This is a genomic window from Streptomyces yangpuensis (assembly GCF_001005295.1).
GTDB classification, from domain to species: domain Bacteria; phylum Actinomycetota; class Actinomycetes; order Streptomycetales; family Streptomycetaceae; genus Streptomyces; species Streptomyces yangpuensis.
Genome location: NZ_LBMK01000001.1, coordinates 743,945 through 757,937, shown reverse-complemented (window position 1 = coordinate 757,937; position 13,993 = coordinate 743,945). Strand labels below are relative to the sequence as shown.

Annotated in this window: 15 protein-coding genes; 4 read left to right on the top strand and 11 right to left on the bottom strand. The window is 72.7% G+C overall.

The features are described from left to right. Nucleotides 1-276 precede the first annotated feature (276 nt). On the bottom strand, nucleotides 277-1,686 hold the full coding sequence (gene glnA, locus AAT21_RS03385; RefSeq protein WP_030654817.1) for a type I glutamate--ammonia ligase: 1,410 nt from the start codon (nucleotides 1,684-1,686) through the stop codon (nucleotides 277-279). A gap of 185 nt (nucleotides 1,687-1,871) precedes the next feature. On the opposite strand from glnA, the gene AAT21_RS03380 reads away from it, so the two are divergent. Continuing rightward, nucleotides 1,872-2,339, top strand: a complete 468-nt coding sequence (locus AAT21_RS03380) for an RDD family protein (RefSeq protein WP_046775156.1) — start codon at nucleotides 1,872-1,874, stop codon at nucleotides 2,337-2,339. A gap of 95 nt (nucleotides 2,340-2,434) precedes the next feature. Here the strand turns inward: AAT21_RS03380 and AAT21_RS03375 are convergent, their stop codons facing one another. The 5 genes from AAT21_RS03375 to AAT21_RS03355 form a co-directional block, all read right to left on the bottom strand. Continuing rightward, entirely contained in the window at nucleotides 2,435-3,133 is a 699-nt protein-coding gene (locus AAT21_RS03375) for a DUF4191 domain-containing protein (RefSeq protein ID WP_030961648.1), read from the bottom strand. 9 nt (nucleotides 3,134-3,142) lie between these two features. Beyond that, nucleotides 3,143-3,340 carry an SCO2195 family GlnR-regulated protein gene (locus AAT21_RS03370; RefSeq protein WP_030010916.1) on the bottom strand — a complete coding sequence of 66 codons (198 nt, stop codon included), beginning with the start codon at nucleotides 3,338-3,340 and terminating at the stop codon, nucleotides 3,143-3,145. Nucleotides 3,341-3,587: 247 nt separating this feature from the next. Continuing rightward, a complete protein-coding gene (lipA, locus tag AAT21_RS03365; protein WP_046775155.1) occupies nucleotides 3,588-4,553 on the bottom strand; it encodes a lipoyl synthase in 966 nt (321 codons plus the stop codon). A 119-nt stretch (nucleotides 4,554-4,672) separates the two neighbouring features. Then, nucleotides 4,673-5,464: a lipoyl(octanoyl) transferase LipB gene (gene lipB / locus AAT21_RS03360; protein ID WP_046775154.1), complete on the bottom strand. Its 792-nt coding sequence runs from the start codon at nucleotides 5,462-5,464 to the stop codon at nucleotides 4,673-4,675. A 76-nt stretch (nucleotides 5,465-5,540) separates the two neighbouring features. Further along, nucleotides 5,541-5,861: a hypothetical protein gene (locus AAT21_RS03355; protein WP_052757628.1), complete on the bottom strand. Its 321-nt coding sequence runs from the start codon at nucleotides 5,859-5,861 to the stop codon at nucleotides 5,541-5,543. 172 nt (nucleotides 5,862-6,033) lie between these two features. On the opposite strand from AAT21_RS03355, the gene AAT21_RS03350 reads away from it, so the two are divergent. Then, nucleotides 6,034-7,473: a hypothetical protein gene (locus AAT21_RS03350; RefSeq protein ID WP_046775153.1), complete on the top strand. Its 1,440-nt coding sequence runs from the start codon at nucleotides 6,034-6,036 to the stop codon at nucleotides 7,471-7,473. 81 nt (nucleotides 7,474-7,554) lie between these two features. Here the strand turns inward: AAT21_RS03350 and AAT21_RS03345 are convergent, their stop codons facing one another. The 3 genes from AAT21_RS03345 to AAT21_RS03335 all read right to left on the bottom strand — a co-directional run bounded on the left by AAT21_RS03345 (nucleotide 7,555) and on the right by AAT21_RS03335 (nucleotide 10,846). Then, nucleotides 7,555-8,826, bottom strand: coding sequence for an NAD(P)/FAD-dependent oxidoreductase (locus AAT21_RS03345; protein WP_046775152.1), 1,272 nt, complete (start codon nucleotides 8,824-8,826; stop codon nucleotides 7,555-7,557). Nucleotides 8,827-9,023: 197 nt separating this feature from the next. Further along, nucleotides 9,024-9,914, bottom strand: a complete 891-nt coding sequence (locus AAT21_RS03340) for a TIGR01777 family oxidoreductase (protein WP_046775151.1) — start codon at nucleotides 9,912-9,914, stop codon at nucleotides 9,024-9,026. Between the two features lie 173 nt (nucleotides 9,915-10,087). Then, nucleotides 10,088-10,846 (bottom strand): VIT1/CCC1 transporter family protein, encoded by a 759-nt coding sequence (locus AAT21_RS03335; protein ID WP_412180293.1) that lies wholly within the window; start codon nucleotides 10,844-10,846, stop codon nucleotides 10,088-10,090. A gap of 89 nt (nucleotides 10,847-10,935) precedes the next feature. Here AAT21_RS03335 and AAT21_RS03330 point away from each other — a divergent pair, with 89 nt between their 5' ends. Then, nucleotides 10,936-12,018, top strand: a complete 1,083-nt coding sequence (locus AAT21_RS03330; RefSeq protein ID WP_052757627.1) for a PP2C family protein-serine/threonine phosphatase — start codon at nucleotides 10,936-10,938, stop codon at nucleotides 12,016-12,018. A 113-nt stretch (nucleotides 12,019-12,131) separates the two neighbouring features. On the opposite strand, the gene AAT21_RS03325 is transcribed toward AAT21_RS03330, so the two are convergent. Beyond that, the gene (locus AAT21_RS03325; RefSeq protein WP_030961661.1) at nucleotides 12,132-12,383 is read right to left on the bottom strand and encodes a hypothetical protein; all 252 of its coding nucleotides are present in this window, start codon (nucleotides 12,381-12,383) and stop codon (nucleotides 12,132-12,134) included. A 107-nt stretch (nucleotides 12,384-12,490) separates the two neighbouring features. On the opposite strand from AAT21_RS03325, the gene AAT21_RS03320 reads away from it, so the two are divergent. After that, nucleotides 12,491-12,862 (top strand): ArsC/Spx/MgsR family protein, encoded by a 372-nt coding sequence (locus AAT21_RS03320; protein ID WP_046775150.1) that lies wholly within the window; start codon nucleotides 12,491-12,493, stop codon nucleotides 12,860-12,862. Nucleotides 12,863-12,902: 40 nt separating this feature from the next. Here AAT21_RS03320 and AAT21_RS03315 read toward each other — a convergent pair whose 3' ends face one another. Continuing rightward, complete coding sequence (locus AAT21_RS03315) at nucleotides 12,903-13,775, bottom strand: alpha/beta fold hydrolase (protein WP_046775149.1); 873 nt, start codon at nucleotides 13,773-13,775, stop codon at nucleotides 12,903-12,905. Between the last annotated feature and the right edge of the window lie 218 nt (nucleotides 13,776-13,993).

Sequence of the window (13,993 nt, the reverse complement as noted above, 5' to 3'; positions counted from 1 at the left end):
CGCTGCGTAGCGTCGATTCCCCCAGACAGCGGCCATGGCCTGCGCTTTTGCGGACAAACCAGGATCAACGGCGAAGGCCCCCGCTGCTCTCCGCAGAGAACAGCAGGGGCCTTGATCATGTGAAGTTATACCCGACGCGCCGTCGGGTCCGGTCCGTCCGGCTGCACACGGCTTGCATGTGACGACCAGAACCGTCCGGAACCAACCGGAAGCTTTCGGAGGTATTTCCGGGACACATCGCCGCCGGTGACGATATGTCCCGGTACCTCCCGATCTTTAGAGGTCGAAGTACAGCTCGAACTCGTGCGGGTGCGGACGCTGCGCGATCGGGGCGATCTCGTGCGTGCGCTTGTAGTCGATCCAGGTCTCGATCAGGTCGGGGGTGAAGACACCGCCGGCCAGGAGGTACTCGTGGTCCTCCTCCAGGGCCTTGAGGACGTCCTCCAGGCTGGTCGGGACCTGCGGGACGCTCGCGTGCTCGTCCGGGGAGAGCTCGTAGAGGTCCTTGTCGATCGGCTCCATCGGCTCGATCTTGTTCTTGATGCCGTCGAGGCCCGCGAGGAGCAGGGCCGAGAAGGCCAGGTACGGGTTCGAGGACGGGTCCGGCGCGCGGAACTCGACGCGCTTGGCCTTCGGGTTCGAGCCCGTAATCGGGATGCGCATGGCGGCGGAGCGGTTGCGCTGCGAGTACACCATGTTGACCGGCGCCTCGAAGCCCGGCACCAGGCGGTGGTACGAGTTCACCGTCGGGTTGGTGAAGGCGAGCAGCGACGGGGCGTGCTTGAGGATGCCGCCGATGTAGTAGCGGGCGGTGTCCGACAGGCCCGCGTAGCCGGCCTCGTCGTAGAAGAGCGGCTCGCCGCCGGCCCACAGGGACTGGTGGACGTGCATGCCCGAGCCGTTGTCACCGAAGATCGGCTTCGGCATGAAGGTCGCGGTCTTGCCGTTCTTCCAGGCGACGTTCTTCACGATGTACTTGAAGAGCATCAGGTCGTCGGCCGCGGCCAGCAGCGTGTTGAACTTGTAGTTGATCTCGGCCTGGCCGCCGGTGCCGACCTCGTGGTGCTGGCGCTCGACCTGGAGGCCCTGGGCGTCGAGCTCCAGGGAGATCTCGGCGCGCAGGTCCGCGAAGTGGTCGACCGGGGCGACCGGGAAGTAGCCGCCCTTGTAGCGGACCTTGTAGCCGCGGTTGTTCTCCTCGGAACCGGTGTTCCAGGCGCCGGCCTCGGAGTCGATGTGGTAGAAGCCCTCGTTCGCGGTGGTCGCGAAGCGCACGCTGTCGAAGATGTAGAACTCGGCCTCGGGACCGAAGAACGCGGTGTCGGCGATACCGGTGGAGGCGAGGTACGCCTCGGCCTTCTTCGCGATGTTGCGCGGGTCGCGGCTGTAGGCCTCACCCGTGATCGGGTCGTGGATGAAGAAGTTGATGTTCAGCGTCTTGTCGCGACGGAACGGGTCCAGGCGCGCGGTGGTGATGTCGGCGCGCAGGGCCATGTCGGACTCGTGGATCGCCTGGAAGCCACGGATCGAGGATCCGTCGAAGGCGAGCTCCTCCGCCGGGTCGAATGCCCGCGCCGGGATCGTGAAGTGCTGCATCACACCAGGCAGGTCGCAGAAGCGGACGTCGACGAACTTGACGTCGTTCTCCTCGATGTACTGCTTGACTTCGTCGGCGTTCTGGAACATCCAACTCCTCCTACTCCCGGCCCCGGGGGAGGGACGGGCTTTATAGCTCGTGGTGCGTCAGTGCGGTGCCGCACGCTGACCCGACCATAAGCAGACGGGATTTCCCAAGCATGACCCATTTGTTTCGCACAAGTTAACCAGGGTCCGGCCGGAGTGCCGTGAGGCGCCACCGGTACCGTGGTCGGGTGGACAACAGACAGGCAATCGGATCCTGGCTCTCCGGCCCCAAGGCGGCCGCCGAGGAGATGGGCGTCGACTTCGGCTATCCGGGCCAGCAGCTCGGTCTGCCGCAGGAGGGGCCCGGCTCGGTGGCGCGTTTCGGGCGCCGGATCGCAGCCGTGGCCCTCGACTGGGTCGGCTGCCAGCTCATCGCGTACGGGCTGATCACCGGCGGGAACCTGGCCGCCGCGGGCAACTGGACCCTCGGGCTCTTCGTGGCCCTGACGATCCTGACGGTCGGCACCGTGGGCTTCACACCCGGCAAGCGGGCCCTGGGCCTGCGGGTGATCGCCGAGGACGGCGGGCGCCTCGGCTTCGTCCGGGTGGTCGTGCGCACGCTGCTGCTGGCCCTGGTCGTCCCTGCGCTGATCTGGGACCGCGACGGCCGCGGCCTCCACGACCGGCTCGCGCGCGCCGTCCAGGTCCGCATCTAGCCCGTCGCAAGCGGGGACAGGGGCGCCCCCCGAGCCGGCCGGCTCGGGGGGCGCCCCTGTCTCGTATACGAAAATCTGCTGAGCGCGTCGGCGCGTCAGCGCATCTTTCCGCCGCGCGGCATCTTCATGCCCTTGGGCATGGGGCCCTTCGGCAGTGGCATGTTGCTCATGAGGTCACCCATGGCCCGCAGCTTGTCGTTGACCTGGGTGATCTGCGGTCCGGTCAGTACGCGCGGCAGCTTGAGCAGGGTGGTGCGCACCTTCTTGAGCGGCACCTCGCCCTCGCCCGTGCCCACGATGAAGTCGTGGACGGGCACGTCCGGCATGATCCGGGCCATCTTCTTCTTCTCGTTCGCGAGCAGCGGCTTCACCCGGTTCGGGTTGCCCTCGGCGATCAGCACGACGCCGGCCTTGCCCACGGCACGGTGGACGATGTCCTGCTGCCGGGTCATCGCGATGGCCGGGGTGGTCGTCCAGCCCCGTCCCACGTTGTCCAGTACGGCCGCGGCCGCTCCCGGCTGCCCCTCCATCTGCCCGAAGGCAGCCCGCTCGGCCCGTCGCCCGAAGACGATCGCCATCGCGAGGAACGCCACCAGGAAGCCCAGGATGCCCAGGTAGACCGGGTGGTCGATCAGGAAGCCGATCGCAAGAAAGACACCGAAGGTGACGATTCCCACGCCCGCGACGATCAGACCGACCTTCGGGTCGGCCTTGCGCGTCATCTTGTACGTCAGGGCGATCTGCTTCAGTCGCCCGGGGTTCGCAGCAGTCTCTGCGTTTGACTTCCTCGCCATACCCAGAGTTTACGTGGCCTGCGGGGTTCGGGTAGCCGCGGCCTCAAGTACGTGTTCGGTTTCGACGCGGTCCTTGGCCCTCTTGCGATCCTCCAGAACCGCCGTCCAGGCATTGCGGCGGGCCCCGCTCATGAGGAGGGACTCGATGCCCCGGAAGGCGTCGGAGAGCGTCGGGATGGCGATGGCGCGTACGGGCGCGGCCTGCATGATGTCGATCCCTTTCACGATGCTCACGTCTACGCGAGGTGGGCGGGCGGGTACGGTGCGTGGTCCAAGCGTCACTGACTGGTGTTACCAGGGCGTGACCGGGCGGTCAAATGTGATGGACACGTTGCATACGCCGACGCGGCCCGCCGGGTTCTTTCCTCAGGAAAGAGCCTAGGGGCCGCGCCGATACGGTATTACTCGTTGGTAGCACTTTGTGCGCGACTTCACACGTACAGTCGCGCCCAGGTCACACGGTCGCGCGCTCCTCGGCCCCGCTGCGCTTCTCCATCGCCTGCTGGTAGAGGCGACCCGCGCGGTACGAGGAACGGACGAGCGGGCCGGACATCACGCCGGAGTAGCCGATCTCCTCGGCCTCCTTCGCCAGCTCCACGAACTCGGCCGGCTTCACCCAGCGCTCGACGGGATGGTGCCGCGGCGAGGGCCGCAGGTACTGGGTGATGGTGATGAGCTCGCAGCCGGCCTCGTGCAGGTCCTTCAGGGCCTGCGAGACCTCCTCGCGCTCCTCGCCCATGCCGAGGATCAGGTTCGACTTGGTGACCAGGCCGTACTCGCGCGCCTTGGTGATCACCTCGAGCGAGCGCTCGTAGCGGAAGCCGGGGCGGATCCGCTTGAAGATCCGCGGCACCGTCTCGACGTTGTGCGCGAACACCTCGGGGCGGGAGGCGAAGACCTCCTCCAGCAGCTCCGGCACCGCGTTGAAGTCGGGGGCCAGCAGCTCGACCTTGGTGTGGCCGGCCTCGCGGCCCGCGGTCTGCTGGTGGATCTGGCGCACGGTCTCCGCGTACAGCCAGGCACCGCCGTCGGCGAGGTCGTCGCGGGCGACGCCGGTGATGGTGGCGTAGTTCAGGTCCATCGTGACGACGGACTCGCCGACGCGGCGCGGCTCGTCGCGGTCCAGCGCCTCGGGCTTGCCTGTGTCGATCTGGCAGAAGTCACAGCGCCGGGTGCACTGGTCACCGCCGATGAGGAAGGTGGCCTCGCGGTCCTCCCAGCATTCGTAGATGTTGGGGCAGCCGGCCTCCTGGCACACCGTGTGCAGTCCTTCGCCCTTCACCAGGGCCTGCATCTTGGTGTACTCGGGACCCATCTTCGCCCGCGTCTTGATCCACTCGGGCTTGCGCTCGATGGGGGTCTGGGCATTCCGGACCTCCAGGCGCAGCATCTTGCGACCGTCGGGTGCGACTGCGGACACGACCGGCTCCCTGTGACTTCGATTGTTCGGGCGCCCACCAGGGTACGCCCGTAATTTCGTACGCTCTTACGCCGACCAACCTGCGAGCGGCCGGACTCATTCCCGTCGCCGGGAGGTCTCTATGCGGTCTCGATCTCGCGGGGCCGCAACTCGGCGTGCTCCAGTACGTCCTTCAGGTGACGCTCGACGACCGGGAGCACCTCGGCGACGGTGACCTCGCGGCCCAGTTCGTACGAGAGCGAGGTCACACCGGCGTCGCGGATCCCGCACGGGATGATGCGGTCGAACCAGGTGCTGTCCGGGTTCACGTTGAGCGCGAAGCCGTGCATCGTGACGCCCTTGGCCACCCTGATCCCGATGGCGGCGAGCTTGCGGTCCTCGCGGCGCTGGCCGGCGTTGGAGGGGGCGTACTCGGGGCCGTTGAGCCGGGGGTCGAACTCCTCGTCGTGCAGGCGCGGGTCCAGCTCCAGGGAGAGGCCGCCGATCTTCGGGCGCTCCTCCACGGGGTCGCCGAGCACCCAGACGCCGGAGCGGCCCTCGACCCGGGTGGTCTCCAGGCCGAACTCGGCGGCGGTGCGGATCAGCGCCTCCTCCAGGCGGCGGACGTGGGCCACGACGTCCACCGGGCGGGGCAGCTTCATGATCGGGTAGCCGACCAGCTGGCCCGGGCCGTGCCAGGTGATCTTGCCGCCGCGGTCGACGTCCACCACGGGGGTGCCGTCCAGCGGGCGCTCACTGGGGTCCGTGCGCCGGCCGGCCGTGTAGACCGGAAGGTGCTCCACCAGCAGGCAGGTGTCCTCGATCTCGTCCGCGAAGCGGGCCGCGTGCACCCTGCGCTGCTCTTCCCAGGCCAGGGTGTACTCGACGGATTGCGCTCCGAAGCCCAGACGGACAAACCCAAGCTCAGCCACCGCAGCGCCTCCTCATTGAACCTGCTGTGTGCACGTACTTCACTGAGCAAGGGTACGGCGGCCGGTACGAGCCCCCTCAGGGCCCCGTTCGCGGCCCGGCCTGCGGGCCCGCCTCCGGCTGCGGCCCGGGCTCCGGCAGGGGCCACGGCAGTTGCTTCGGCCGTCGGCGGCCCTTCGGCGGACGGTCCGGATCCTCGTCCGCGCGCGGCAGCCGACGGTGGCCCTCCGAGTGGTCGTTCACCCAGCCGCACACACCGCAGGCGTAGCGCCCGTCGAGCCCCGCGATATAGGTGCCGCAGCGCCGGCACTCGGCCTCGGTCAGCTCGGGCGGAGGCAGCGGAGCGGTGGATTCGGGCCGCTCCTCGGGCAGGTGTGACGGGTGGTGCCGGCGGGTCATGGCCCGCAGCGTACGCGGGCGGAGGGGGCGAGTCCGTAAAGCGCCCTACAGATTCTGCACACGATCGGATGAATGTGGGGCAGAGAGGGCGGCCCAGGCGAGGTTCGCCGCTACATTCACGCCGTTCAAGGGCCGGGACTCCGGTCCGTCACGTCAGGAAACCGTGGAGCCGATGACGGAACGACCTGCCCAGCGTGTCCCCAACCGGCAGCTCGCGGCGCTGATCGCGGAAGCCGGGTTCTCCAACGCCGGGCTCGCCCGCCGCGTCGACCAGCTCGGTCTGGAACACGGTCTCGACCTGCGGTACGACAAGACCTCCGTGACCCGCTGGCTGCGCGGCCAGCAGCCGCGCGGGACCACCCCGGCGCTGATCGCCGAGGTCTTCACCCGGCGGCTCGGCCGCCGGCTCTCCGCGCAGGACCTGGGCCTGGACGCCTGTGCCCCGGTCTACGCGGGGCTGGAGTTCGCGGCCACCCCGGAGGAGGCCGTGGACATCGCGAGCGGCCTGTGGCGCAAGGACTCCGGCTCCCACGCCGAGCTCCGGAAGATCGCCTTCACCCCGGCCGGGCTGGTGGTGCCCAGCCGGGACTGGCTGATCGGGCGGCCCGACGAGCGCGTGGCCCGGGGCGCTGAACCGGCCGCGGCCCGCGTCCCGCTCCAGGGCCGGACCTCGGTGCCGCGGCAGCGGCAGATCGACCGCGGGCCCGGGCAGCGCGTGACGGCCGGCGACATCGCCGCGCTGCGGTCGGTGAGCGAGCTGTTCCGGACGCTGGACCACACCTACGGCGGCGGGCACGCCCGCCAGGCGCTCGTGCGGTACCTGGAGCACGAGGCCGAGCCGATGCTCCGGGGCACCTACGGCGAGACCACCGGGCGGCGGTTGTTCGCCGCCGCCGCGGACCTGACCCGGCTCGCGGGCTGGACCTCGTACGACATCGCCGCGCACGGACTCGCCCAGCGGTACTTCGTGCAGGCCCTGCGGCTCGCGCAGGCGGCCGGGGACCGCCCCTACGGCTCGTACGTGCTGGTCACCATGAGCCGGCAGGCGGTCTACCTCGGCCACGGCCGGGAGGCGGTGCAGCTGGCCCGGGTGGCCCAGCAGGGCGTCGGCTCCGGGCCGCCGCCGGTGGTGCAGGCCCTGCTGCACGCCGCGGAGGCGCGGGGGCACGCGGTCCTCGGCGAGGTCAGGGCGGCCACGGCCTGCCTGGTGCGGGCCGAGCGCGCGCTGGGCGCCGCCCGGCCGGGGGACGACGTGCCGCACTGGGCGCGCCAGTACGACGAGGCACAGCTGGCGGACGAGTTCGGGCACTGCCACCGGGACCTCCAGCAGTACCGGGCCTCGGCGCAGCACGCGGAGCGGTCCCTGCAGCTCAGGGCGCCGGGGTTCGCCCGGTCGCGGCTGTTCTGCCGGGTGGTGCTGGCCACGGCCCGGCTGGGGCTGGGCGAGCTGGACCAGGCGTGCGCGCTCGGCGCGGAGGCGGCGCAGCAGGCGATGGAGATGCGGTCGGTGCGGGCGGTGGAGTACGTACGGGACTTCGAGCGGCGGCTGGAGCCGTACCGGGACGCCTCGGCCGTGCGGACGTACCGGGACCGGGTGGCGGCGCTGTCCTGAGGGGCCGCCCGGGGTGGTGCTGTGCGCGGCAGGGGCCCGGTCCCGAGGCGGAAGGCCGGGCCCCTGCGTCGTGGGTGGTTCTCAGGCCGCCACCGGGAGTGCGGGCTCCGGGGCGACCGGGAGCGGGATGCCGAAGTCGCGCAGGATCGCGCCGGCGGCGCGGCGGGCGGAGTGCAGGGCTCCCTGGACGGTGTTGGTGTCGCGGTGGTCGCCGCACACGTAGAGCCCGGCGAGCACCCGGACGGGGCGGCGCCGGTCGTGCGGCGGGGGCATCGCGGGGACGGCGTCCGGGGTGTGGTGGACGGCCAGCAGTTCCCATTCGCGGGTGCCGGTGTCGTAGAGGCGGGCGAGGCGCGAGGCGACGGTGCGCAGCGGTGGCGGCGGGCCGAGGACGGTCGTGGTGACCAGGCTGCGGCCGGCCGGGGCCCGGGTGGGGTCGACCGCGCTCATGACGGCGGTGTGGCAGACGGGCCAGTCGGGGTCCCCGTCCACGATCAGCGAGCCGTCCCGGTGCAGCGGGGTGGCGGTGGCATGGTGCAGGACGGTGAGCTCGTGGAAGGCGGGCACGCGCAGGCCGGGCAGGAGCTCGGCGGCGGCGCGGGCGCCGGTGGCGAGCAGGACGGAGCGGCAGCGGAAGTCGCCGTGCTCCTCGGTGGTGACCAGGTTGGTGGCCACCGACCGGACCGTGACGCCGGTCCGTACGGTGCCGGGCGGCAGGCCCGCGGCGAGCAGGTCGGGCAGGGTCGCCGCACCGCCTTCGGGCACGGCGAGGCGGCCGCGGGCGAAGGTGCTCAGGGCCAGGTCGGCGACCCGGCTGGAGGTGGTGAGCTCCGGGTCGCGGAGCAGGGCGGAGAGCAGCGGCCGGAGCACGCCGTGCAGGGTCCGTGACGGCAGGCCGCGGGTGCGCAGGGCGGCGGCCGCGGTGCGTTCGGGCCGTGCGAGCAGCTTGTCCTCGGGCAGCGCGGCGAGTCTGCCGAGGGCGGCGCCGAGCCGGGCCTGGTCGAGGGAGCCGCTGGCCAGGGCGCGGGCGGGTGTGAGGGACGCGGCCCGTACCTGCTTGCCGTCGGTGTGGACCAGGACCCCGGGCGAGAAGGGGCGCAGGACCAGGGCCCGCAGGGCGTGGGTGCGTTCGAGTTCGCTGTACGCGGTGTTGAGCAACTGGGCGGTCCGGTCGAGCCGGAACCCGTCGGCCGATTCGGTGGCCATCCGCCCGCCGGGGTCGTCCGCGGCCTCCAGGACGGTGACGGTGACCCCGGCTGCGATCAGGTGGTGCGCGGCCGCGAGTCCTGAGACCCCGGCTCCTACGATGACGACGTCCGCATGGTGTGCGGCATTGGGTGCGCTGCTGAGCACGTGCCCCTCCCCGAGGTCGGCGCGGCTGTGTGGGGATCCTCCTTCCCCCAACGGGTCTCGCGGGAACCCGAGTTCGGCCGGGTATTGCAGACAACTCCGGTCGCACAACGGTCGCATCCGGGTCACAAACGGTCGCACACGGTCGCACACCGTTGATGGGGGTACGGCTCATCGGAGTGCCGTTCACAGGGGTGCGGCTATTGGAGTGCGGCGCGGATGGCCTGCTCGATGCCGGGGTCGCGGAAGACGAAGCCGGACTCCAGGAGCCGGGCGGGGCGGGCGCGCTGACCGCCCAGCACATCCTCGGAGAACTCCCCGAGCACGATCCGCAGGGCCACGGCCGGCACGGGCAGCACCGTCGGCCGGTGCAGCACCCGGCCCATGGCGGCGGTCACCTGGCGGTTGGTCAGCGGCTCGGGAGCGGTGAGGTTGACCGGACCGCTGAGCGAGGGGGTGTCGATGATGTGGCGCAGGGCCGCGACCTCGTCCCGGAGGGAGATGTACGGCCAGTACTGGCGGCCGTCGCCGAGCCGGCCGCCGACGCCCGCGCGGAACAGCGGGAACATCCGCCCCCAGGCCCCGCCCTCCTTGGCGACGACCAGTCCGGTACGGGCGAACGCGGTCCGGATCCCGGCCTCCCGGGCGGGGGCGGCGGCGGCCTCCCACTCCACGCAAACCGAGGGCAGGAAGCCGTGACCGGCGGGGGTGTCCTCGTCCACGGGGCGGTCGCCGGTGTCCCCGTAGTAGCCGACGGCGGAGCCGCTGACCAGGACGGCGGGCGGCTCGTCGAGGCCGGCGAGGGCGTTCGCGAGCGCGGTGGTGCCCAGCACCCGGCTGTCGCGGATCTTCCGCTTGTACGCGGCGGTCCACCGGTGGTCCCCGATCCCGGCCCCGGCCAGGTGCACGACGGCCCCGCAGCCGGCCAGCCCGGCCGGGTCCACGTGGCCGCGCTCCGGATCCCACCGCGCCTCGTCCGGGGCGGCCGGCTCCCGCCGCACGAACCGCACCACCTCGTGGCCGTCCGCCCGCAGGGACCGCACGAGTGCGCTGCCGATGAGCCCGGTCGACCCGGTGACTGCGATACGCATGGCCCCATCCTGCCGGGTCGCTGCGCTGTGCTCGGGCGGATCGGGGGCGCGTCGTCGTCCTTCGCCGGACGCGCGTGCCCCGGCGGGCCTCACCACACGGCGCTCCGCGCCCGCGCCCCGATCGCCGGCGGGGCTGAAAACAGCCCTGCGGGGGCCGGGTGGAGCCGGGTCCGTCAGGCCGTGCCGGTGCCGAGCCAGGTGCCGACCGCGTAGGTGACGGCCATGGCCAGGGCGCCACCGGCGACGTTGCGGCCGACCGCCCTCGGCACGGGCGCCCCGCCCAGCCGTGCGCTGAGCACCCCGCACAGCGTGAGCGCCGCCAGCACCGCCACCACCGTCACCGGCACCCGCGCCGACGGCCCCGGCAGGATGATCGCCAGCAGCGGCAGCAGCGCCCCCACCGTGAAGGCGACGAGGCTCGCGAAGGCCGCGTGCCACGGGTTGGCCAGCTCGTCCGGGTTGATCCCCAGCTCCACCCGGGCGTGGGCCCGCAGGGCGTCGCGTTCCGTGAGCTGCTGCGCCGCCTCCCGGGCCACGTCCCGGCTCAGGCCGCGCTCCGCCAGCAGGTCGGTGAGCTCGTCGAGCTCCGCCTCCGGCTCCTCGGCGAGTTCCTTGCGTTCCATGTCGAGCGCGGCCCGTTCGGAGTCCCGCTGGGAGCTGACGGAGACGTACTCCCCCGCCGCCATGGACAGCGAGCCCGCGAGCAGCCCGGCGACGCCCGCCGCCAGGATCGTCGCGCGGGAGGTGGTGGAGCCTGCCACGCCGACCACCAGGCCGGCGGTGGAGATGATCCCGTCGTTGGCGCCGAGCACCCCCGCGCGGAGCCAGTTGAGCCGGGTGCTCATCCCCGCGCTCGCGGGGCCGTCGCCGGTGCCGTGCGCCTCGACGTGGGCGCGGCTGGGCGCCCTCCCGGAGCCTTCGTTTCCCGTCACGCCCCCACTGTCGTGGCCCGGGGCGCGCGGAGCCACCCGGCGGGCCGGTCCGGGGTGCGCGGGCCGGGCCCCCGTACCAGGGTGGAGGGGTGAGACGCGGACGCGAGGATCCGGGCGGGCTGCGCGGCGAGCCACCGCCGCGCTGGGCGCGGATCGCGCCCGCGGCGGCCCTGGTGGCGCTCGTCCTCGCGCAGGCGCTGACGACCGATGTGGAGCTGGGCTTCTTCCTGGCGGGCCTGCCCCCGGTGGCCGCCTTCGCCTACGGGGCGGCCGGGACCGCGATCTTCGCCGCCATCGTCCTGCTGCTGCTGGGGGTGCACGACATCGGCGTGGCCCAGGCCCGGGGGACGGACCTGGCGACGGTGGCCGTCGTCGGGCTGCTGAGCGTGGTCATCGCCTGGGTCCGTCAGCGCCGGGACGAACAGCTGGTCAGCGTGCGGACCGTCGCGGAGGCGGCCCAGCTGGCGGTGCTGCCGCCGGTGCCGGAACGGGTGGGCACGGTGCGCTGCTCCGGCCTCTACCGGGCGGCGCAGCGCGGCACGCTGGTGGGCGGCGACCTGTACGACGTACGGGTCGGGCCGTTCGGGGTACGGGCGCTGGTCGCGGACGTGCAGGGGCACGGCCTGGCGGCGGTGGCCACGGTGGCGGCGCTGCTCGGCGCCTTCCGCGAGGCCGTGCTGGACGACCCGGAGCTGGCGGCGGTGGCGGTCCGGCTGGACCGGCGGTTGCTGGCGGACGCGGCCGACACCCATGTGGACCATCCGGAGCTGTTCGCGACGGCGGTGCTGGTGGAGTTCCCGCCGGGGCAGGACCTCGTACGGTTCGTGTCCTGCGGGCATCCGCCGGCGCTGCGGCTGCGGGGGGCGGCGGTGGACGAGCTGCCGGTGGAGCCGGGCCCCCCGCTGGGTCTGGGGCTGGCGGGGCCCGACCCGCCGAAGGTGGTGGAGCTGCCGGTGCTGCCCGGGGACCGGTTCCTGCTGCACACCGACGGGGCGACGGAGGCCCGGGACGCGGCCGGCCACTTCTACCCGCTGGCGGCCCGGGTGCCCGTACTGGCGCGGGACCCGGGCGGCCTGGTCGGGGCGGTGTGGCAGGACCTGGCGGCCTTCACGAACGGCGGGCCGGGCGACGACGTGGCCCTGCTGCTGCTCTCCCCGGACGGCCGCGCGTGACCTTCCCGCCGGGCCGTGTCCGGGGTCCGGTCCGGAACCCGGACTTCGGCCGGGTCCGGGACCCGGCCGCCCGTGGAGGGCCGGCCGGGGCCCCGGCATGCGGTGATGAGCCGTCACGAGTCCTTGATGAACGCGCGCACCATCTTGCAGGTGACGTTGGACGGCCGGTGGATCCCCGTCCGGACGGCCATCGTGCGGATCTTCCGGTTGGTGGCGCGCTTTGCGTCGTAGGTCCCCGAGTCGAGCAGGGATATCGCCAGCCGCATCGCCTTCAGACGGCGGTTGTGGCTCTCGTACCACTCGCGGGGCAGGCCCGCCGGCAGCGGCTTCTTCTGGACGGGCCGGACGGTGCTGGCAGTGGCCATCTACAGCCTCCCAAACGGTAGTTGGCTTCCTGTCGTTCTCCTTCGATTTTACCGGGGACCACTGACAGAAGACCCTGGTCGGACGGGCCCCGGGTAGGGTCGGCGGCATGGAGATCTGGATCAATCCCGCGTGTTCCAAGTGCCGCAGCGCGCTCACCCTGCTGGACGCGGAGGGCGCCGAGTACACCGTGCGCCGCTACCTGGAGGACGTGCCGTCCGAGGACGAGATCCGCGAGGTGCTGGGCCGCCTCGGGCTGGAGCCGTGGGACATCACGCGCACCTCGGACCCGTTGGCGAAGGAGACCGGCGTACGCGACCTGCCGCGCGAGGAGACCGACGCGGCACGGGCCCGGTGGATCGCCCACCTGGCCGCGCACCCCAAGCTCATCCAGCGCCCGATCATCACCGCCGAGGACGGCACCGCCGTGGTCGCCCGATCCGAGGAGGCCGTCCGCGACGCGCTGTCCCGGCGCGGCTAAGGGCTTGCAGGGAAGCAACACCTTGATTCCCTGCAAGCCCTTAGCCGGCGAGCAGGCGGGCGATCTCCGCGGCGGCCGTCAGGGGCAGCGCGTGGTGCGCGACCCCGGGCAGTACGTCGATCCGCGCGCCCGGCAGCGCCTCGCGCGCGGCGCGGGCCGCCCGGTCGGGGTCGTGGCAGCGGGCCCGCCCGGCGAACAGCACGTCCACCCGCAGGTCCGTTCGTGCGGCCGGTGGTTCCGCGAGCCGGGCGAGGTCCGGCCGCGGGCCGGTGACCGGGCGGGCGGTGGGGAACCGGGCGGTCTCGTCCTGGAGCCGGAGCCAGGCCGGGTCGAGGGGCGTCCCGCCGGTCTCCCAGGCGAGGAAGGAGCGGATCCGCTCCGGGGTGGGCCGCAGCAGCATGGGCAGGGCGCGCAGGACGTAGCCGGGGCGGAGCCCGGCGAAGACCCCGGTCGGGTCGAGCAGGACGAGGCGGCCGGTCCGGGCGGGCCGCCGGGCGGCGTGGTGGGCGGCGATCCAGGCCCCGTAGGAGTGTCCGCCGAGGGTCACCGGGCCGTGCGGGGCGAGCCCGTCGAGGACCGCGTCGAGCCAGCCGGTCAGGTCCTCGGGGGTCCGCAGGGGCCGCCCGGCTGCCGGGACGCTGAGTCCCGGTTCGCCCACGAGGTCCACGGCGTGCACGCGGTGGGTACGGGCCGCCCCGGCGGCGGCGCAGGCGCCCCACACCGCGGAGGTCGCTCCCCCGCCCGGCAGCAGCACCAGCGGCGGGGCGCCGGCCGGGCCGCAGCTGTTGACGTGGGTGACGCCGTGGGGGGTCGGCAGGTCGACGGCCTCGACGGGCCCGGGCCAGCCTGCGAGCACCGCGTCGTAGGCGGCACGGAAGGCGGCGGAAGGGGCGGAAGAGGTGGTCCGGGACACGGGCTGCTCCAATGCCTCGCCAGGCGATAATCTCGCTGAACGAGATATTAGGCAGGGGGCGATGTGCACGACAACCACGAACCGGGCGACGGCCGGCCGGGAGACGGCGAGCCGGGCGGCCGTGAGCCGGAGAACCTGCGGCTGGTGCACCTGTTGCGGGCGGTGACCGTCGAATTCAGCCTGCGGCAGGCGGAGTTCGCCGCCCGCAACAACATGCA